Source organism: Pseudoalteromonas sp. AS71, assembly GCF_038900275.1.
In the GTDB taxonomy this organism is placed as follows: Bacteria; Pseudomonadota; Gammaproteobacteria; order Enterobacterales; family Alteromonadaceae; genus Pseudoalteromonas.
In genome coordinates this window covers 65,216-84,604 of sequence record NZ_JBBMQZ010000008.1, presented here as the reverse complement: position 1 = coordinate 84,604, position 19,389 = coordinate 65,216, and the positions used below count along the sequence as shown (strand labels likewise).

Here is a 19,389-nt window from a genome sequence, read left to right as displayed (position 1 = left end):
TCCAACAGTAACTCATCGTTATAAATATTTATTTTTAATATTTCAGTTTTATGTATTAAATCACAGAACTCCAAGTCTCTGTTTTTAGGTACAAATTAAAAAGGTTTTAGGTTCTGTATGATCTGCATTTTAAATTTAACTAAAAATAAACGTATATTACATATTGTATACAATATGTAATGAGTGTATATTTTTCATGTCGAGGCTAGTCTCACAATAAAAAATCAACAGGACCAAGGAACTCTTTCATGTTTACAAATAACAAAAAACAAACTCGGGGCGTGGGTGCTAAAACCCTGCTAGCAACTGCAGTAACAGCAGCATTATTAATCGCGCCAGCGGCATACGCTGTTGATGGTAGCAGTGTTGTTAAAGGAAACATTGTTACCCAATCGGGGAATGATTTAACCGGCGCAACTATTACACTTAAGCATAAAAGTAAGGGATTGGTTTACACCATTATCAGTAACGCCAAGGGTGATTACTTATTAAGAAACGTACCTGTAGGTACATACGATGTAACTATTGTAAAAGATGGTTATCAAACAATGACTGAAGAAAATGTTGCCGTAACGATTGGCCAATCAATAATACTTGACGTACAACTTTTTAAAGCTGGTACCGACATAGAGCGTATCGCAGTAACCGGTTCAGCAATTCGTCGTGTTGATATGGCCTCTTCAACCTCTGGCTTAACGTTCAGCAGTTCAGAGCTCAAAGCAATGCCGGTAAATACAGGTTTTGAAAGTATTGCTTTGTTGGCTCCGGGCACTGCTGCACCAGGTGGTTCTAATTTTAAAGGCGCATCAAGCTTTGGTGGATCGTCAGCAGCTGAAAACGGTTACTACTTTAATGGCTTGAATGTAACAAGTATTCGTACTGGGCTAGGTTCGATTCGATTACCATGGGAGGCTATTTCGCAAACTCAAGTTAAAACGGGTGGAGTAAGCCCTGAGTTTGGTGGGGCTCTAGGTGGTATTGTAAACGCTGTATCTAAATCAGGTGATAATGATTTTAAATTTGGTGCAGAGGTACGCTGGGATCCTGATAGTCTTCGTAGTCAGCATGATTCAATATTCCAAGATAGCGGCACCATCAGTACCAATACGCAACAGAGCAGTTACGATTTTAAAGAAGTACAGTTATGGGCGAGCGGTGCACTTATTGAAGATACGCTTTTCTTCTATGGTCTATTTGCTCCACGAAGAGAAGAGTCGAACAGCGCTGGGCAAAGCACATTTTCTGATTTTGAGCGTGATGAAGACCGCTGGTTTACAAAAGTTGATTGGTTTATTAATGAAAACCACTCAGTAGGTTTTTCAGCAATGAACAATAAACGTACTTGGACTGATAAAACGTTTGCTTACGCGTGGGAAGAAAACGTCGTTGGTGAGCAACAAGGTGTTGATGCACCGGGTGAAGATGGCGGTAATGTTTATAGCATTAACTACAATGGCTATCTGACTGATACTTTTTCAGTGTCAGCCGTTGTTGGTCGTGTTACTGAAAATGTTGAAAACGTGGTAGCGTCTCCAAACCCAGGTGTATGGGATGAAAGAAATGGCTTTGTTACGTTAAGTCAGCATACAAATTCCGGTGTAACAGAAGAAGAGTACATCCGAGACCAAGCTCGCATTGATTTTAACTGGGACTTAGATGAGCATTCAATCCAATTTGGTGTGGATTACACAAATGTGAAAGTTGATTTCTTTGAAGGCCAAAATGGCATTGGGGATGCTAAAGGCTGGTGGACAGTAAAAACTGCTGGCGAAAACGACGTTTCGAGCGCTGCACTAGGTAGTGACTTTATCGAAAGAAGGATACGTAGCCGTGAGGTCGATTCGGATACCACTTCATTAGCCTTTTATATAAATGATTCATGGCAAGCAACTGATAATTTAGTGCTTAACATGGGTTTACGCTATAGCCAGTTCGAAAACACTGTTTCAGATGGTCGCGCTTTTGTTGATATAGATAATCAAATCGCGCCACGTTTACAAGCAATTTATGATGTTAGTGGCGATGGTAGTGCAAAAGTATTTGCAACCTTTGGGCGTTATTTTCAACCTGTTTCTGCGAACATGAATATCACCCAGGGTTCTGCATCTATTGAATGGTTTGAGTATTTCGAATTAGATCAATTAGAAGGCAATGGATCACCTTCTTTATTGGCTGATGGCTCACCTAGCAGAGGTGACATGTTACGTGATAGACGCTGGCGCCAGCGTGGTATTACTGAACCAGGGTTAATTGCCTCAGCTTCTTTAAAACCAATGTACAGTGATGAATTTACAATTGGTTATCAGCAAGAAGTGTTTGACACTATGTCTGCGGGTGTACGTGCTATTTACCGTGATTTAGGTCGCAGTGTAGAAGATACCGATGTAGGTCCTGTGCTTGCTAAAAAGCTTGCTGAAATGGGTATCACCGATAACGTAGGGCAAGGTTCATATTATGTGCTTAATAACCCTGGTGAAGCAATTCAAATGTCGTATGACTTTGATGGAGATGGCCAAGTAGATAACGTTAATTTGAGCGCCGAAGAACTGGCACTACCAGAAGCTAAACGAAAATACCTCGCGCTTGAATTTACTCTAGATGGCAACTTAACTGATGATTTACGAATCAATACATCATATACGTGGTCACATAGTTATGGTAATACCGAAGGATTAGTTAAAACGGATAACAACCAAGCAGATCCAGGTTGGACAACATCTTATGACTACGGCGATTTAATGGATCATGGCTACGGTAATTTACCAAACGATCATCGCCATTCAATAAAGGTAAGTGGTGCTTATAATATTACCGATGCGTTAACCGTTGGCATTGTTGCAAGCGCTACGTCTGGCCGACCTAAGAGTTATTTCTCTGTTCACCCTGAAGGCGTTGATAGCTGTGAGCAAGGCAGCCCGTGGGATGCATGTATTAGTAAATACTACGATCAAGCATCTCACTACGATGAAAATGGCAACCCTGCGCCACGAGGCAGTAAGGGTAATCTGCCTTGGTCAACAAACGTAGACATGTCACTTACTTATTACACAGATTTTTTTGGTTCAGACATGACCTTAAAAGGTACTGTATATAATTTATTTAACAGCGATAGTGCGATAAATATTAACGAAGAGCGTGCTCAATATGGCGATAACGGCCTAGAGTTAAACCCTGACTATGGTTTAGTGACTAGCCGCCAAGGTGCTCGCTATATGTCGTTGGTTGCACGTATTGAATTTTAGTTTTCCCCTAGAAGGTTGTTACTTGATTTAATAACTTTGCTTAAGACTACATAAGGCAAAGAATCGCTATCAATGAAGCAATACAACCTTAATGCTGAACAGGAGACTGTTCGGCATTTTTTATGGGTAACCTATTTTTATTGAGTTAATTACTAATAATACTACAGGCCATAGTGCTGTGCTAATGAGCCATTAAATATAAAGCTCAGTTAACATAAGCACTATTAAGGTTGGAGTAAAAAATGAAAATAATAAATGCAGAAAAAATTGATTACGCTCTTAATTTTGAATCTTTAATAAAAGCACTCCAAAAGGGTTTTGCATCTGCTTTTTGTATGCCTAAACGTAATGTGTACGAACTTAATACAGACAAGTCAAATCATGATGCTTTTGCGATATTACCCGCATGGAATGAACATGTTATTGGCGTTAAGGCGTTTACTTACTTTCCTACAAACACAGAAACAGAATATCAATCGCTCTATTCTAAAATAATGCTATTTTCTCGCAATCATGGTGAACCATTAGCATTAGTCGATGGCACGCGTATTACGCTTTGGCGAACTGCAGCTGTGTCTGCATTAGCAAGCCAGTATTTATCCAGAAAAAACAGTAAACACTTAGTATTTTTTGGTAGCGGAAATTTAGCTTTATATATGATTAAAGCACATATATCGGTGCGTAATTTTGAGAAAGTAACACTTATTGCACGAAATGCTCAAAAAGTGGCGGCGTTAAAACATACCCTAGAGCAGGCATTTCCTAATATGGAGTTCGTCATTGGTAAAAGCACGAAGGAAGTTGTTTACAGTGCTGATGTGATTAGCTGTGCAACGGGATCGCCAACACCTTTATTTAAAGGGTCTTGGTTAAACCAAGGCACTCATATTGATTTAATTGGTAATCACCATAGTGAACAACGTGAATGTGACTCAACCACAATTATTCGCAGCAATGTATATGTTGATAGTAAAGTAAACGTACTTGCTGAGGCTGGCGAATTACTCTTGCCAATTAAAGAGGGTGTGTTTTGCGCACACGAAATTTGCGCAGAATTATCCGAATTGGCAATCCAGAACAAGAATGCCCGTTTAAATAATAAAGATATGACGCTATTTAAATCGGTCGGTACTGGACTTAGCGACTTAATTGCAGCGCATAGTGCTTATCAATTATTAGAAGGTTAATATGTAATGAGTAATATACTTGTAATCTTAGGGATGTGTTTTATAGCTGCCGGTTTATTACCATTTTTCAGATGGATGAAATGTAAGATAAACAAACATCATTGGCGAGTATGTGCAATTAGTAACATCACCTCCGTAATAAACACACGTGTATTACCATTAGAATGCGCGCAACAACAATCAATGTTGGTAAGCTTTAATTACAATGGCGATATTCACAGTGTTGTAGTTGACTTAGATGAATCGTTATTTAAATTATATAAACAAGGAGAGCCTTGTTCCTTATTAGTTGATAAAGACAACCCTCACAGAGTGTATAAAAACGCGCTAATATGGCAAAAATTTGGCCATATCTGGCTTTGCGCTGGCTTATCCTTACTTGTACTGAGTATTTTTACTAATTAGGCATATTATCTTTCGTGGTTGAATTTGCAGTAGTATGTTTGGTATTTAAAGCAGGGCCTATGGAATATGTTTATTCCGCATAAGTAGGCGATAACGTAGAATAAATGCGCAAAAATGCGCGCCCGTTGGGTATATTATAGTGACGATATGCTCTTTGTTACTCCACGGATGTTGGTAAGGGGCGTGAGCAGGGTGCGAAAGTTTTGCTCGGTTTTTACTTACTCTTATATGGACGTAAGCCATTAGAATAATGCAGGAGCAGTTTCCGAGCCCACTAGGTTAATACCCCGCGCCGCAATTCAATCGCCTCAGATTAGACAAATTTCAATCCATAAAGGTCTCCACACCCTAGCCTAAATCCTAATGAAGAATATGAGTAAGTAAATTAACAACAAGTATTAGTAATGCTTATTGTTAATTGCATTATAAATCGCATCACACAATGTTTTTATACTGGTGTCATCACTTATATACGGTGGCATAAGGTAAATTAGTTTACCGAATGGGCGTATCCATACACCTTGCTCTACAAAATAGGCCTGAATTTTTGCAACATCAACATTGCCCGCAGCCTCGTTTAGTTCAACAACACCTATTGCACCTAAGGTACGCACATTGGCAACTGCATTAAGTTCGCTGCATTTATGAAGTTGTTGTAGTTGGGTGTTAATTTGCTTTATTCGTTGTTGCCAGTTTTGCTTAAGTAATAAATCAATACTTGCGCAGGCCGCTGCACAGGCAAGTGGGTTACCCATAAACGTAGGGCCGTGCATTAAAACACCTGCTTCACCTTCGCTTATGCCAATCGCTATTTTATCGCTAGTGATAGTGGCCGATAGCGTCATTGAACCGCCAGTTAATGCTTTACCAATACACATTATATCGGGCTCTATATTGGCGTGCTCTACAGCAAATAATTTACCTGTACGGCCAAAGCCTGTGGCTATTTCGTCGCAAATTAGTAGTACATTATATTGGGTGCATAATTTACGGACGCAGGCTAAATAATCAGGGTGATAAAAGTTCATACCACCTGCGTTTTGTACAATAGGCTCAATGATAAAGGCGGCTACTTGGCTGTGGTTTGCTTTAAAGTACGCTTCAAGCTCTTGGGCTTCTGCCTGGTTAAATTCGCTGCCAAACTTACTCACCGGTGCAGGTACAAAAACATGCTCAGGTAAAAAGCCGCTATACAAACTATGCATTGAGTTAACGGGGTCACATACGCTCATGGCTGCAAACGTGTCGCCATGGTAGCCCTTGTAAGGCGTCATTAATTTTTGTTTTGTTGTAATGCCTTGGCTTAACCAATATTGCAGGGCCATTTTTATTGCCACTTCAACACTTACCGAGCCGCTGTCGGCTAAAAATACTTTAGTTAAACTAGGCGGCGTTATATTTACTATTTTTTTGCAAAGCTCTACCGCGCTGTTATGTGTAATACCGCCAAACATAATATGGCTCATATTATTAATTTGCTCAATCATGGCGTTATTTATAACAGGGTGGTTATAGCCATGTATTGCACTCCACCACGAGGCCATGCCATCGATTAATTGCTCGCCAGTTTCGAGGTGAATAATATTGTGATTTGCATGTGTAACGGGGTATACCGGAATTGGCTTTGTCATAGAGGTATATGGGTGCCAAATGTGCTCACGATCAAAATCAAGGTCAATCGTATTTTTTTTATTCATATGTAAACTTTAACTTGATGGACTTCGTTGACAATGGTACTTCAACTCGTAGACTAAGCCAATATCACCGCTGAGAAAAAATAAGAGAGTATTATGGAACTTGCACCTGTTCGTCACGATTGGACCCACGCTGAAGTTAAAGCATTATTTGAAATGCCATTTAACGATTTACTGTTTAAAGCCGCATCGGTTCACCGTGCTAACTTTAACCCAAATGAAGTGCAAATTTCTACGTTGTTATCAATTAAAACAGGCGCTTGCCCAGAAGATTGTAAGTATTGCCCGCAGTCGGGGCATTACCGAACTGATTTAGAACGCGAACGCTTAATAGAAGTAGAAAAAGTAGTAGAGCAAGCACGCCTTGCAAAACAAAAAGGCGCGACCCGTTTTTGTATGGGCGCTGCATGGTCAGATCCAAAAGATAGAGACATGCCATACATTTCGCAAATGGTTAAAGAAGTAAAAGAGCTAGGGTTAGAAACCTGTATGACGCTAGGTAAACTCACTAACGAAAAAGCCCATGAACTTAGAGACGCAGGGCTTGATTACTACAATCATAACCTCGACACGTCTCCGGAGTATTACGAGCAAATTATATCAACCCGTACTTTTCAAGACAGACTAAACACCATTGACCACGTACGCGATGCCGGTATGAAAGTATGCTCGGGCGGAATAGTCGGCATGGGCGAGCAAGCAAGCGACCGCTTTGGACTACTTATGCAACTAGCTAATTTGCCACAACAGCCAGAAAGCGTGCCTATTAATATGCTGGTTAAAGTTAAAGGCACACCGCTTGAAAACGTAGACGATTTAGATCACTTTGAATTTATACGTACCATAGCAACAGCGCGTATTATGATGCCACACAGTTATGTACGTTTATCGGCAGGGCGTAACGCCATGAACGAGCAAATGCAATCAATGTGCTTTTTTGCAGGTGCAAACTCAATATTTTATGGTGATAAACTACTTACCACCGAAAACCCAGACGCTGATGCTGATATGAACCTAATTAGAAAACTAGGCATGAACCCCGAAACGCGTCACGACTATTCAGACGAAGCAGTAGAAGCCTCGCTTTCATCGCAAGTAGCCGACAAAGCAACGTCTGAATTGTTTTACGAAGCGTAGGCTTTTATATCTATGCCTTTTGATTTTATAAATACGCATCTTGAGGCTCGCCAGCAAGATGCGCTGCTTCGTAAACGCAATGTAGTAGAGCACTCTACAGCGCGCACCATAACGGTTAATAATAAAACCTATCTTAATTTTGCGAGTAACGACTACTTAGGTTTTGGGGATGAGGCTGTAAACCTTAATGACCCCCAAGCATTAGGCAGCCACAGCTCAGCATTGGTTACAGGTTATCAGGCGCAGCAAAAAGCGCTTGAGCAATACTTATGTGAGCAATTTGGTTATGGCGCAGGAATGTTATTTAATTCAGGGTTTAGCGCTAATAGCAGCGTAATTAAAGCGTTGTTTCAAGATAAAGCCGCTGCACAAAACAGTGCTATTTTTCAAGATAAGTTAAATCATGCAAGCTTGATTGACGGTGCTTTGCACTCTAACGCGGCTTTAGTGCGTTTTAATCACAACGACATGAATCATTTACGCTCACGGCTCGAAAAATCAAAAGCGCAAAACAAGCTAATTATAAGCGAAGGCGTGTTTTCGATGGATGGCGATACCGCACCTCTTAAAGAATTACTCGCACTTGCAAAACAGCACAACGCATGGCTAATGATTGACGACGCACACGGCTTTGGTGCATTAGGTAAAACCGGTTTAGGCAGTTGCGAAGCATTGCTAGATGAGGGGATAGTACTACCCGAGATACTGGTTATTACCTTTGGCAAAGCCGTTGCCAGTAGTGGCGCGTGTGTATTAGGCAACCAGCAGTTTATTGATTACATGCTGCAGTTTAATCGCGATTACACATATTCAACTGCCATGTCGCCGCTAATGGCAAGCCACACACTTGCGCGTATTAAATGCATAAAAACAGCTGATGATAAACGCGATAAGCTTAATGCCAATATTGCATTGTTTAAGCAACTCGCTAAAAGCCATAATATTGCTGTGATGGAATCAAACACAGCCATACAGCCCATTGTATTAGGCTGCGCTGAGCAAACGTTGCAAGCGGCAGATAAACTTAAGCAAGAGGGTATTTGGCTCACTGCAATTAGACCGCCGACGGTTGCACATAACACCTCGCGTTTACGCATTACTTTAACCGCAGCACATACCGAGCAAGACATAACGCACTTAGTGAAGCATTTAGTAGGTGCAATAGCATGACTGCTCAGCCAGTATTAAAAACAGATTTAATGCAAACACGTAAAGTAAAACCGTGCCTGGTGAGTAGCGAGTTAAATAGAGAGTTAAATGAAGAGTTAACTAGCGAATTGGATAAAGAGCTAAACAAGGAGCTTAAAAAGTCCACCCAAAGTAAGTTTTCAAAAGCAGCTGAGAATTATAACGCCCATGCAAATGTACAAAAACATGCAGCGAGCGATCTATTTAAACTTATAAAACCAGGCTTTAATAAAAATAAGGTATGTGTTGATTTAGGCGCAGGTCCGCTTGTTAATACACATACATTACAAAGCATGTTTTCAAGCGTTGTGGCAATCGATTTGAGTTTAAACATGCTGCAAAGTAGTGATTTAACCACAACTAAAATATGTGCCGATATGGATAACTTACCGCTGCAAGCAAACAGTGTTGATGTTATTTACAGTAACTTTGCAGTGCAATGGTCTGCTAATTTTTCGACTTTAATGCAATCACTTTACAGCATATTAAAACCAGGCGGGCAGGCGTACATAAGCACTGTGGTAGAGGGCTCACTTAACGAAATAAAAACAGCGTTTGCAGCGCTTGATTCAAACAGCCACATAAATACTTTTAATAGTGAATTGCATATAAACCAATCAGTCCAAAATTCAGGGTTTATTATTAACAGTGCAAAAAAATGTATTTATACCGATGAATACACAACACCTTTAAAAGCGATTGCCTCAATTAAAGCTATAGGGGCAACTACGCAAAATCATACCAATACGCGCCAAGGGTTACTTACCAAATCTGCGCTTAAAAAAGTATGCAGTGCGTATCCGCTTATAAATAACAAAGCATGTGTGTCTTATCATGTGGTGCTGTTATCATTAGAAAAAGACTAGGGTCTGTTGATCTTTCAAGGTTAAATTTGCAGCAGTCTGTTTGGTATTTAGGCAAGGCAGAGCCTATACAGTGTGGTTATTCCCCATAAATAGGCGATAACGTAGCATTAATGCCAAACAGGCGCTGCCCAAAGGGTTCTGCCTAGGGGCTATTTACTCTTTGTTGCTCGGTTTTGACTTAGCCCACTAGGTTACAAATCTCGCGCCGCGATTAAATAGCCCCTAGTTTGAGCAAATTTTAATCCGCAAAGTTCAACAGACCCTAACTAAGCCCAAAGACATTAAAGGCAACGCATGAAAGAATTTTTTATAACAGGCACCGACACCGATGCCGGAAAAACCCACGTTACCAGTTTGCTATTAAAGTTACTTGCCCAACATAAAAAACAAGCCATTGGCTTTAAGCCTCTTGCTGCTGGCTGCGAAATGGCGTTTGATCAGCTAGTAAATGCTGATGCTCTCATACTAATGGAAAGCGCAACAGTAAGCGCTAAATACGACGTAGTTAATCCGTTTGCGTTTGCACCACCTATTGCACCACACATAGCAGCTGATCAAGTTGGGGTGAGTATTACTGTCGATAAACTAAGTGATGCTTATAAAAACGTAAAACAACAAGGTGCTGACATTATCCTTACTGAAGGTGCGGGTGGATGGGCACTACCAATTAATAATACCGACTATTTATACGATTGGGTAAAGGCTGAGCAGCTACCAGTCATACTCGTTGTAGGTATGAAGCTAGGTTGTTTAAATCATGCATTACTAACCGCTGCGCATATGCAAAGCATGGGTATAAACTGCGTTGGTTGGATTGCAAACCAAGTCGATAAAAATATGGACGAGTACCAAGCAAACCTAGATTCACTCAAAGCACGTTTACCGTTTCCAATACTTGCCATAAGCCCATACAGCGAGCAAACGCCTAAGTTACAAATATACAAAAGCTTGCTTAGTGCGTTATCTATAAACACTTAAGCGGTTTTAGAAAGATTTACTTTTTTAGGTAAATATTGAAATAGTCAGCCTTAGTACACATATAAACATTTATAAATACAAAGCTTGCTCAAAAACAATGTTACTAAGGACATAACGACTATATGACGCACCCATTTATTGAAAGCTACGCCCCAAATTCGCACGTAAGTGCAGAGCCAAAAGCACTAAACAATGGTTTACCTAAAAAAAGCGTAGGCATAATAGGTGGGGGCACAGCGGGTGCCACTATAGCCATCAGGCTTGCTGCGTTAGGGTTAGAAACTTACGTATTTGAAAAGAAAAAGTCGTTAATTGATGGTCCGCCAATGTGCCATTTGCACTCAGGTGGTAACTTATATCGCGAAATACCCGACGACGACTGCATAGATTTACTCAAGCAATGTATAGATATAGCGCGCCTTTATCCTCACACCATCGATGTTCGCCCTACAGTATTTGCAGTACCCAAGCGCGACGACGACTCACCGGAGGATTTATTTCCGCGTTTAGATAAATTAGTAAAAGCCTATAGCGAGCTTGTTGAGCAAGACAGCGCCAACAAAGTGTTAGGTGAGGCAGAGCATTATTATCAGTTATATAGCTGCGAGCAAATGCTAAAGCTTGCTAAGCAAAAACAAGTAGCCAAGCCTACGTCGTTAGATGAATGGATGATACCCGTGGCTAAGCATTTAGATTTAGATAAGCTAAAGTTTCCGCTAATTGTTGCACAAGAATATGGTTGGAATATATTTCGTTTATCGGCCAGTGCTCAACTCGCGCTTGCCGAGTATAAACATGCTCACGTTTTAACAAATACATGCGTTAAAAGTGTATCGCCTGTTACCAATAATAAGATTGATAAACAAATAACCAAGTGGAACATTGAATACCAAACACAAGCAAGTTTAGAAGCTAAAACCGTTGAAGTAGATTACCTAATTAATGCGTGTGGTTTTCAAACCGGTATTATTGACGACTTGGTTGGGGTAGATGTAAAACGCATGGTCGAATTTAAAGCCTCTTATATAACTCATTGGCAAGGTGCTGGTGGGCAAATACCCGAAATTATTATTTACGGTAACCGTGGCACACCAGAGGGCATGGCGCAGCTAACGCCTTACCCAAATGGATATTTTCAAATACACGGCATGACCAACGACATTACGCTATTTAATGATGGCTTAGCTGATGCAACACCAATGAGTGCTCAACCTAAACTCCCCGATAAATACCTGCACTATATTAAAGATGGGTGGGACAAAACAGCATTGCAAGCACGTAACCAAACAGCAATAGATTATGTAGCCGAGTTTGTACCCGCGTTTAAAAGTGCTAACACACAAAATAATGCCTTGTTTGGCGGGCAACAAATCCCAGGGGATGACGACACTTTGCGCGTAGCCGATGTAAGTTTATATTCTCATATTAGTTATGCGCGGGCCGAAAATGTTAAAGCATCGTCAACGTTAATCGCTGCCGATCAAATAGTGTCTGAGTTTATAAAATTAGGAATAATAAGCAGCGATCCTGCTGTAAACCATCACCGCAGTAGCCATCAATGGTCGTACCTTAAACACAATAGCTGCGAAAATATTGGTGAAGTTGCGCGCATATTGGCAGGTGAACGTGGTTTTCCAATTGATATGGCAGAGCTAAATAACAGCTTGTAATAAACTGATTTATAAAGAAACTTCAGTCTTAAATTTGCTATAAAACGCCTCTCAAAAAAATTATCAATAAACACATAAATAACACTTGTGTTATGACATAGTTTGTCACAGAATAGCGCTAACGCTATGACATAGTGTGTCATAGCGTAGTGATTGCTTTAACCTAATTTATTTTAAGCGTTCGGTGATCAATATTAATTTTGTGAGGACAATATGAAACGTGTATTTTTGTTTTTATTAACTAACCTAGCGGTTATGTTGGTATTAGGTGTAGTGCTTTCAATAATAATGAGTGCGCTGGGTTTAAGCCATCGTAGCCTTGGCGGAATTTTACTTATAGCCACGGTGTTTGGTTTTGGTGGATCGTTTATTTCGTTATTTATGTCGAAATGGATCGCTAAAAAATCAACCGGCGCGCATGTAATTACACAGCCCCGAAACGAAACCGAACGCTGGCTTGTACAAACGGTATCTGCGCAAGCAAAAAAAGCAGGTATTAAAATGCCAGAAGTGGCTATTTACGACAGCCCAGAAATGAACGCATTTGCAACCGGCCCAAGTAAAAACAACTCGTTAGTGGCAGTAAGCACAGGCTTAATGCACAACATGACCAAAGATCAAGCCGAAGCCGTACTTGCCCACGAAGTATCGCACGTGGCTAACGGCGACATGGTAACGCTTACCCTAATACAAGGCGTGGTAAACACCTTTGTAATATTTGCTGCAAAAGTACTTGCAGGCATAGTAGATAACTTTATTAATAGCGATGAAGAAGAGGGTGGCAGTAGCTGGACATACTTCTTATTCGATATGTTATTCCAAGTATTATTTGGTGTGCTTGCAAGCATAGTAGTGGCAAGTTACAGCCGTAAACGTGAATTTGCAGCTGACAGCGGCGCAGCAAAACTAGTTGGTGCCGATAAAATGCGATCAGCCCTTGAGCGTTTAAAGCAAAATCATCCGTCGCAATTAGAAGGTTCAATGATGGCCTTTGGTATTGCAAGTGGTAAAGGTGTTGCTGAGTTGTTTTCGTCGCACCCACCGCTTGATGCACGAATCGACGCACTTCGTAAGTAATTATGTAAAATAGTTAATATACTAAGCCAGCTTAATTGCTGGCTTTTTTATGTTTACGTTAAAATACCAAAACACGCATACACTGTATTTATATACAGTGCATTGTATTGCTTTATAAAATCGTTACTTTTTTAAGCTATATGTGTTTACGGAGTTATTATGTATAAGTAAACTAAAATAACTTAAAGTCAGCAATACTACTGGTTTTAATACTTAACATTTAATACTTAACAAGGATGCTTATTGTAGTGGAAAAGATGCAGCAAACTAAAGAATGCATTATGTGTTTTAGCGCTATAGATTCACGCGCTAAAAAATGCCCGCAATGCACCTCACTTCAAGCTAAATATTCTAACTTAGAAAACAATCCCATTATTATTGGTGCATTGGCCTTAATTATTGTTGGTATTTTTGGGTTTATTTTTTATCAAAATATATATGTAGCAGGGCTTGAAGAACAAGCACAAAAAAACCTAACTGCTAATGTAAACCAAATTAGCACTAAAAATGAAACCGATGGTCTGTATGTTTCCTGTATAGGGAAAATAAAAAATGAATCAGATTTTTCGTTTAAAAATATAAAGTTTAAGGTCGATTTTTTAACAGATCAAAACACTCTAGTCGATACGCTATCAATAACCGACGAAGACCTAATTCTACTGCCTAATGACTCAACAAACTTTAGAGTAAGAGGTATTGCGCAAAAACAAGCGGCTAGTTATAACAATTGCCAAGTAAGAATAACCGATGCTTGGGCCTATAAATAAAAATGAATTTTTACGATTAAAAAAACCAGCTAAAAAGCTGGTTTTTAATATAAATAAATCGTTATTACTGAGAAAGAATAATTTCAGTAATTCCCTCAGCAGAGAGTATTTCAATCCAGTAGCCGTCAGGGTCTTTAATAAAGGCTAAGCCTTTCATTGAGCCATCATCTGGTTTTTTTACAAACTCTACATCGTATTTTGCAAAGCGCTCACAGGCTGCGTAAACATCCGGCACGCTAATACCAATATGGCCAAAGCCTTTAGGTTCTTGATTACCGCTGTGGTAGCCCTCAAAACTGTCATCGTTTTCAGTGCCCCAATTATGGGTTAACTCAATTAACGCAGGGCGACGAAACACCCATTCAGCTTTTTCCTTATCATCGCCTTGTGGCAATTCTTGTTCGTAGCCTAAAAAGTAAAGCGTAAACTTCATACCAGGAAAGTCATACTTACCTAAAAGCTTCATACCCAATACATTTTCATAAAATTCTAAAGACGGCTTTGGATCTTTAATACGCAACATAGTTTGCTGCATCACATAGCCTTGCGTGGCTTGTTCAATTTGCTCTGGAGATTCGTTATAGCTAGACATGGTGATCCTTACTGAAAATAATAAAGCGAAAGCATAGATATAGTACTTAATTTATCATAATCAACCGTATGATAAATTTAAACCACTGCTTTACTTTTTAACCATTAATAGTGGAATTAACTGTCAAAACGGAGCTTTATAAATAGCACGTGTTATTTTCTAAGCCATTTTCCTAGGTTGATTAGGAATATGGATGATTTTTTACTTTCATAATTGCTAATAAACTATTGAAAACTGGGACGTTAAGATACAAATATGACTTTATTAGATGAAAGTACAAAAGAATTTGGCAGTATGAGCGTATTACTTCATAACACCAATACAGCAAGTTATTGTATTGAGTGGTTTAGTAAAATGACCGGAGCGTCGATTACCTTAGCAAGAGTGGAAGCTGGCAAGTATTTAGTTACCCGAAAGTGGGCAGCAGGGCGCGAACTAGATGATGTTACCAGTGACTTTAACCGCGCTAACCAAGCTATTATTCATTTTTTGAATAATGTTGATATAGCTAAAATGAACGAGCAAAGAGTCGCCGCAGCTAAACTTTACTGTATAAATTTATTTGTAAAAGCAGAAGGTTTGAGGCCTGTTACTAACCCTAATTTACCAAAACCAAGGCTGCAAGACGCTATAGGCAAAAAGGTGATAGTAAAGTCAACCTTAGGCAATTGCCAAATAGCTACCGGACTATTGCTACAGCTGGTGGGTAACCAAGTTGAAATTCAGGTAAACCCAGATAGCGCATTTGATGATCAACCAAGGCAAAAGTTTTACACTAAGCAAGTATCAATTTGTTAAAGTGTTTAACGGCCAATATTTATAGGCAGTTTTACCTTAATGGTAAAGCCGCCTTGATTAGTAACCTTAAAGCTACCACCCAGCGCAATAGCTCGCTCTTGTATAAAAGCTAAACCATAGTGACCTGAGTTTTCTGTTGGCTTTACTTCGCTTCCGTTATCACTAATTTCTAATTTTATAAACTGACTATCCGTTTTAATATTTATAATAAGTTTGGTCGCGTTACTATGCTTAATACAATTGGTAACAGCTTCTTGGCAAATCCTGTAAACGGCAATTTCATGCTCTTTAGTGAGCGTATCATCTACGTTAAAATTAACCTCATAGCTTATATTTGCTTTTGTAAGTAAACTTTTTAATCGCCCTTGAGTCATCGCATTTTGTAGCCCTAACTCGTCTAATTCACGAGGGCGAAGGTAGTGCATTAATTGGTAAACAGAATCGTACATAGAGTTTGCATTGCTTTTTAACGTAGTCACAAACGATTGTGTTTTTTCGTCACAAAGGTGCGATAAAATAGCCAAGTCGGTTTTTAAAGCTGTTAAGTTTTGCCCAAGTTCGTCGTGTAACTCTTGTGAAAGGTGCTTACGCTCGTTTTCTTGCACGCTCACCATTTTAGCACCAAGAAGGGTATTTTGATTAAGCTGCTTAGTCAGTGCACGGTTAATTTTTTTTAATTCAGTATTTTTACGTTTAAGCTCTGTAATTGCCGCGCCTAACACCATGCTGGTAATCGCATTAGCCAAAATAAACAACTGGCTAATATAGGTATTGCTAGGCTCATGGGTCATGCTTGCTTCAACTATTATGAGTGCATTTATAAGTGTCGCACTACTTACTGCGCCTAATACGCCAAAGCGATACGAAAACCAAATAATAGGTAATAACGATGCAAGGCGTAGTAATGGGTAAGTATCGGGCCGTATAAGATATACAAGCATCGCAACAAGTAAAACAGTAGCTAACGTAACCGTTAAATTAGTTACTTTAAGTAATGCCGGGCGCTTTAACGAAAGGTTTAAAGAGTGAAGTAGCATAATAAACGGCGCAACTAATAACGAGCCTGTTATATCGCCGAGGCACATATTTAACTGATACTGTAATAGCTCTTTAGCAACCAATATGTTTGTAAATTCAAACGCACTAGAAAACAAAAACCATTTTATTGAGGTGCTCGCAACACACAATAAAATCAACGAAAGTATACCTAAACTATTATTAATACTTGGTGGCCAGCGGCTATGTTTAAACACATACACAAGGGCAAAAAAGCAAAGCTCCTGCCAAAAACCATGCAGTAAATTAAACTCCCAAACCCCGGTCATTGTATAACCTAAGTGAGCAGCCAAAGCACGAGACGATATCCACAACGTAATCCAATACCGAGTTGGCGAAAGCAAATAAAAAGCAATTTTTATCCCTGCAGGAATAAATATAGCGCTACTTTCAGGGACAGTTTCTAAATTAGCCCCAACCCAAAAAGCAGCAATACAGGCAATAAAATAAATTACGCCAACTACAAACTGCTTTGTAATTTCTTTAGCGGTTGCTGCAATAGAAAAATTAAAAGCAGGTAATGTATTAGGTAAGTTCATCTAACTGAATTACTCCCGCATCAATTGCAATTTTTAGCAGTTCAAACGATGTTGTTACATTAAGCTTGCTGTAAATATTTGCCTTATGCACATGCGCTGTTTTAGGCATTATTTCTAATTTTTGTGCTATTTGCTTTGCATTAAAGCCCTTTGCTAACAGTGGTAAAGCTTCGAGCTCTCGGTTAGTTAAAATAGTTAACGCTGAGTTTGGCGTATTTAAAGCAAAATTCACATCTTCACTTATATAGCGTTTACCTAATGCAACCGTTTTAACTGCATCAATTAACTCCTCCGACGCAGAGCGTTTAGACACGTAACCAAGTGCGCCTAATCGTAGCGCATTACTTACATAAGGTTCGTAATCGTGCATGGAGGCAACAATGGTTTTAATTTCAGGGAAATTTTCGTTAAGGTAGGTTAAAAATGTAAGGCCGGTTTCTGATTCATTAAGTGATATATCAACAATAAATATATCGGGTTGTTCAAGCTCAACAGCCAGTTTTGCTTGGCTAACATTGCAGGCTTCTATTATTACTTCCCAGTCTGCTTGTAGCTCTAGTAGTTTTTTAAAACTGTCGCGTACTAATTGATGATCTTCAATTATTCCAATGTGCATGTATTTCTCCCTTTAAATTTATTATACATTGAAACAGATAACCATCAGCCAAAAAATTTATTAAATTTAATTACCTAGCAAAAAACGTACATTGTAAAAATTAAAGGAGCAATAACGCTCAGTATTTATATATTTAAACGGAGACACTATGAAAACACTAAATATTATTTTTGGACTCGCATTACTCTTTGCTATTACAAATGCTAACGCAGTAGAGGGACTAATTTCAGTAAAAAGCCCATTAAGCGCTACAGCCACTATGGATAAGTTTGAGAATTTGGCAAAACAAAAAGGGCTAAATATATTTGCACGAATAGATCACGCTGCTGGTGCTAAAAAAGTAGAACAGCAACTACGCCCAACAGAGGTTCTTATATTTGGTAACCCCAAAGGCGGCACACCTCTTATGCAGTGCGCACAAACAATAGGTATTGATTTACCGCTAAAAGCACTGGTATGGGAAGATGCACAATTGCAGGTATGGTTAAGCTATAACGATCCTGCTCATATAGCTGCGCGCCATAACGTACCAAACTGTTTAGTTGCTACAAAATTAAGTAAAGTATTAGCAGCACTGGCAGATAAAACCGTTGGGCCATAAAACTAATTTTAAACAATGCATTAGCTAAATTAAGGATGATTTTGAAACAATCTTCAATTGTATTTTTAGCCGTAGTAAGCCTGTTTTTACAGGCTTTTTTGCTAATCTCGCTAACTAGTTTTTTTACAGGTATTTACAATGCTTATGCAGCATTTGCTGGTGGCGACCCTAAATTAATAGCAGGGCATATTTCATCAGGTATTGTAATTTCGTTAATACAAATTGCACCAGCAATAGTAGGCTATTTTATAAATTACATGTTGCTTAAAAATAAACGCGTAAATGACTTTGCATTGCTTAAACCTGCTTTAAAGTTTTATGCGTATCTATGGCTTTTATTTATCCCCATTGGTACGATTTTAGGTGCAAAGCTATTAACTCAATTAAAGAAGGGTTAAATTTAATAGCGGCTTTAAAAATAAAGGAGTAAGCATGTTTTTTGATGATGTTCAGGGGTTAGTGCGCGTACTTATTATTGGTGTACTGGGTTATGTAGCGCTGGTGTTTTGGTTGCGTGTATCGGGCAAGCGAACACTATCTAAATGGAACGTGTTCGATTTTGTAGTCACCATTGCGCTGGGCTCTATTCTTGCCTCGGTAATTATTTCAAAAAGTGTCGCGCTGCTTGAAGGTATATTGGCATTTGTTGTTTTAATAGGGCTGCAATATTTAATTACCTGGCTCAGTGTTCGCTCATCTAAATTTGCAGCTTTAGTAAAAGCTGAGCCCACGTTGTTACTGAGTGATGGTGAATATTGCACGGCAGCCCTTAAATCACAGCGCGTAACTAAATCAGAAATTCGCGCAGCTATTCGTGGTGCGGGTATATTGGTCATAGAAGATGTAGCCGCCGTAGTGCTAGAAACCGATGGCAGTTTTAGTGTACTAAAGCAAAATAACAGTGGGTTAAAAACCGCGTTAAGTGATGTAAGCGAGCAATAAAGTAAGTCGCTACTACTTATATTATTTAAGGCAG

18 protein-coding genes are annotated in these 19,389 nt (G+C 39.3%); 14 read left to right on the top strand and 4 right to left on the bottom strand.

The genetic code is table 11. From position 1 onward, the window contains the following. The first annotated feature begins 248 nt into the window (after positions 1-248). The 3 genes from WNY98_RS07960 to WNY98_RS07950 all read left to right on the top strand — a co-directional run bounded on the left by WNY98_RS07960 (position 249) and on the right by WNY98_RS07950 (position 4,834). Positions 249-3,242, top strand: a complete 2,994-nt coding sequence (locus WNY98_RS07960) for a TonB-dependent receptor (protein WP_342877587.1) — start codon at positions 249-251, stop codon at positions 3,240-3,242. A gap of 242 nt (positions 3,243-3,484) precedes the next feature. Next, positions 3,485-4,429, top strand: a complete 945-nt coding sequence (locus WNY98_RS07955) for an ornithine cyclodeaminase family protein (protein ID WP_006793003.1) — start codon at positions 3,485-3,487, stop codon at positions 4,427-4,429. A 6-nt stretch (positions 4,430-4,435) separates the two neighbouring features. Beyond that, a complete protein-coding gene (locus WNY98_RS07950) occupies positions 4,436-4,834 on the top strand; it encodes a hypothetical protein (protein ID WP_076924620.1) in 399 nt (132 codons plus the stop codon). A 398-nt stretch (positions 4,835-5,232) separates the two neighbouring features. On the opposite strand, the gene bioA is transcribed toward WNY98_RS07950, so the two are convergent. Further along, a complete protein-coding gene (gene bioA / locus WNY98_RS07945; protein WP_342877586.1) occupies positions 5,233-6,531 on the bottom strand; it encodes an adenosylmethionine--8-amino-7-oxononanoate transaminase in 1,299 nt (432 codons plus the stop codon). Positions 6,532-6,624: 93 nt separating this feature from the next. Here bioA and bioB point away from each other — a divergent pair, with 93 nt between their 5' ends. The 7 genes from bioB (at position 6,625) to WNY98_RS07910 (ending at position 14,211) form a co-directional block, all read left to right on the top strand. Then, on the top strand, positions 6,625-7,665 hold the full coding sequence (gene bioB / locus WNY98_RS07940; RefSeq protein ID WP_342877585.1) for a biotin synthase BioB: 1,041 nt from the start codon (positions 6,625-6,627) through the stop codon (positions 7,663-7,665). A 12-nt stretch (positions 7,666-7,677) separates the two neighbouring features. After that, positions 7,678-8,835: an 8-amino-7-oxononanoate synthase gene (locus tag WNY98_RS07935; protein ID WP_342877584.1), complete on the top strand. Its 1,158-nt coding sequence runs from the start codon at positions 7,678-7,680 to the stop codon at positions 8,833-8,835. After that, positions 8,832-9,719, top strand: coding sequence for a methyltransferase domain-containing protein (locus tag WNY98_RS07930; RefSeq protein WP_342877583.1), 888 nt, complete (start codon positions 8,832-8,834; stop codon positions 9,717-9,719). The genes WNY98_RS07935 and WNY98_RS07930 overlap by 4 nt, the downstream gene beginning before the upstream one ends. A 294-nt stretch (positions 9,720-10,013) precedes the next feature. Further along, positions 10,014-10,697 carry a dethiobiotin synthase gene (gene bioD / locus WNY98_RS07925; protein WP_024599599.1) on the top strand — a complete coding sequence of 228 codons (684 nt, stop codon included), beginning with the start codon at positions 10,014-10,016 and terminating at the stop codon, positions 10,695-10,697. 122 nt (positions 10,698-10,819) lie between these two features. After that, positions 10,820-12,367, top strand: a complete 1,548-nt coding sequence (locus WNY98_RS07920; protein ID WP_342877582.1) for an FAD-dependent oxidoreductase — start codon at positions 10,820-10,822, stop codon at positions 12,365-12,367. 213 nt (positions 12,368-12,580) lie between these two features. Further along, positions 12,581-13,444, top strand: coding sequence for a protease HtpX (gene htpX / locus WNY98_RS07915; RefSeq protein ID WP_076924626.1), 864 nt, complete (start codon positions 12,581-12,583; stop codon positions 13,442-13,444). A 257-nt stretch (positions 13,445-13,701) separates the two neighbouring features. Next, on the top strand, positions 13,702-14,211 hold the full coding sequence (locus WNY98_RS07910; RefSeq protein ID WP_342877581.1) for a hypothetical protein: 510 nt from the start codon (positions 13,702-13,704) through the stop codon (positions 14,209-14,211). 64 nt (positions 14,212-14,275) lie between these two features. Here WNY98_RS07910 and gloA read toward each other — a convergent pair whose 3' ends face one another. Continuing rightward, a complete protein-coding gene (gloA, locus tag WNY98_RS07905) occupies positions 14,276-14,803 on the bottom strand; it encodes a lactoylglutathione lyase (protein ID WP_342877580.1) in 528 nt (175 codons plus the stop codon). A gap of 255 nt (positions 14,804-15,058) precedes the next feature. Between gloA and WNY98_RS07900 the strand changes: the two genes are divergently transcribed. Continuing rightward, positions 15,059-15,601, top strand: coding sequence for a hypothetical protein (locus tag WNY98_RS07900; RefSeq protein ID WP_165735173.1), 543 nt, complete (start codon positions 15,059-15,061; stop codon positions 15,599-15,601). A 5-nt stretch (positions 15,602-15,606) separates the two neighbouring features. Here the strand turns inward: WNY98_RS07900 and WNY98_RS07895 are convergent, their stop codons facing one another. Together WNY98_RS07895 and WNY98_RS07890 are read right to left on the bottom strand one after the other, a co-directional pair. Beyond that, the gene (locus tag WNY98_RS07895; protein WP_342877579.1) at positions 15,607-17,196 is read right to left on the bottom strand and encodes an MASE1 domain-containing protein; all 1,590 of its coding nucleotides are present in this window, start codon (positions 17,194-17,196) and stop codon (positions 15,607-15,609) included. Next, positions 17,183-17,812 (bottom strand): response regulator transcription factor, encoded by a 630-nt coding sequence (locus WNY98_RS07890; RefSeq protein ID WP_342877578.1) that lies wholly within the window; start codon positions 17,810-17,812, stop codon positions 17,183-17,185. Before WNY98_RS07890 ends, WNY98_RS07895 begins: the two co-directional genes overlap by 14 nt. Before the next feature lie 148 nt (positions 17,813-17,960). Here WNY98_RS07890 and WNY98_RS07885 point away from each other — a divergent pair, with 148 nt between their 5' ends. The 3 genes from WNY98_RS07885 to WNY98_RS07875 are packed head-to-tail and all read left to right on the top strand — an operon-like array spanning position 17,961 to position 19,355. Next, entirely contained in the window at positions 17,961-18,413 is a 453-nt protein-coding gene (locus WNY98_RS07885) for a DUF302 domain-containing protein (RefSeq protein ID WP_342877577.1), read from the top strand. A gap of 41 nt (positions 18,414-18,454) precedes the next feature. Next, entirely contained in the window at positions 18,455-18,811 is a 357-nt protein-coding gene (locus tag WNY98_RS07880; RefSeq protein ID WP_342877576.1) for a hypothetical protein, read from the top strand. 34 nt (positions 18,812-18,845) lie between these two features. Beyond that, complete coding sequence (locus tag WNY98_RS07875) at positions 18,846-19,355, top strand: YetF domain-containing protein (RefSeq protein WP_342877575.1); 510 nt, start codon at positions 18,846-18,848, stop codon at positions 19,353-19,355. Positions 19,356-19,389 lie beyond the last annotated feature (34 nt).

Bases quoted from the DNA above. Each gene is read 5' to 3' on its own strand.
- WNY98_RS07960 (WP_342877587.1), top strand. From the start codon at position 249: ATGTTTACAAATAACAAAAAACAAACTCGGGGCGTGGGTGCTAAAACC.
- WNY98_RS07955 (WP_006793003.1), top strand. From the start codon at position 3,485: ATGAAAATAATAAATGCAGAAAAAATTGATTACGCTCTTAATTTTGAA.
- WNY98_RS07950 (WP_076924620.1), top strand. From the start codon at position 4,436: ATGAGTAATATACTTGTAATCTTAGGGATGTGTTTTATAGCTGCCGGT.
- bioA (WP_342877586.1), bottom strand. From the start codon at position 6,531: ATGAATAAAAAAAATACGATTGACCTTGATTTTGATCGTGAGCACATT.
- bioB (WP_342877585.1), top strand. From the start codon at position 6,625: ATGGAACTTGCACCTGTTCGTCACGATTGGACCCACGCTGAAGTTAAA.
- WNY98_RS07935 (WP_342877584.1), top strand. From the start codon at position 7,678: ATGCCTTTTGATTTTATAAATACGCATCTTGAGGCTCGCCAGCAAGAT.
- WNY98_RS07930 (WP_342877583.1), top strand. From the start codon at position 8,832: ATGACTGCTCAGCCAGTATTAAAAACAGATTTAATGCAAACACGTAAA.
- bioD (WP_024599599.1), top strand. From the start codon at position 10,014: ATGAAAGAATTTTTTATAACAGGCACCGACACCGATGCCGGAAAAACC.
- WNY98_RS07920 (WP_342877582.1), top strand. From the start codon at position 10,820: ATGACGCACCCATTTATTGAAAGCTACGCCCCAAATTCGCACGTAAGT.
- htpX (WP_076924626.1), top strand. From the start codon at position 12,581: ATGAAACGTGTATTTTTGTTTTTATTAACTAACCTAGCGGTTATGTTG.
- WNY98_RS07910 (WP_342877581.1), top strand. From the start codon at position 13,702: ATGCAGCAAACTAAAGAATGCATTATGTGTTTTAGCGCTATAGATTCA.
- gloA (WP_342877580.1), bottom strand. From the start codon at position 14,803: ATGTCTAGCTATAACGAATCTCCAGAGCAAATTGAACAAGCCACGCAA.
- WNY98_RS07900 (WP_165735173.1), top strand. From the start codon at position 15,059: ATGACTTTATTAGATGAAAGTACAAAAGAATTTGGCAGTATGAGCGTA.
- WNY98_RS07895 (WP_342877579.1), bottom strand. From the start codon at position 17,196: ATGAACTTACCTAATACATTACCTGCTTTTAATTTTTCTATTGCAGCA.
- WNY98_RS07890 (WP_342877578.1), bottom strand. From the start codon at position 17,812: ATGCACATTGGAATAATTGAAGATCATCAATTAGTACGCGACAGTTTT.
- WNY98_RS07885 (WP_342877577.1), top strand. From the start codon at position 17,961: ATGAAAACACTAAATATTATTTTTGGACTCGCATTACTCTTTGCTATT.
- WNY98_RS07875 (WP_342877575.1), top strand. From the start codon at position 18,846: ATGTTTTTTGATGATGTTCAGGGGTTAGTGCGCGTACTTATTATTGGT.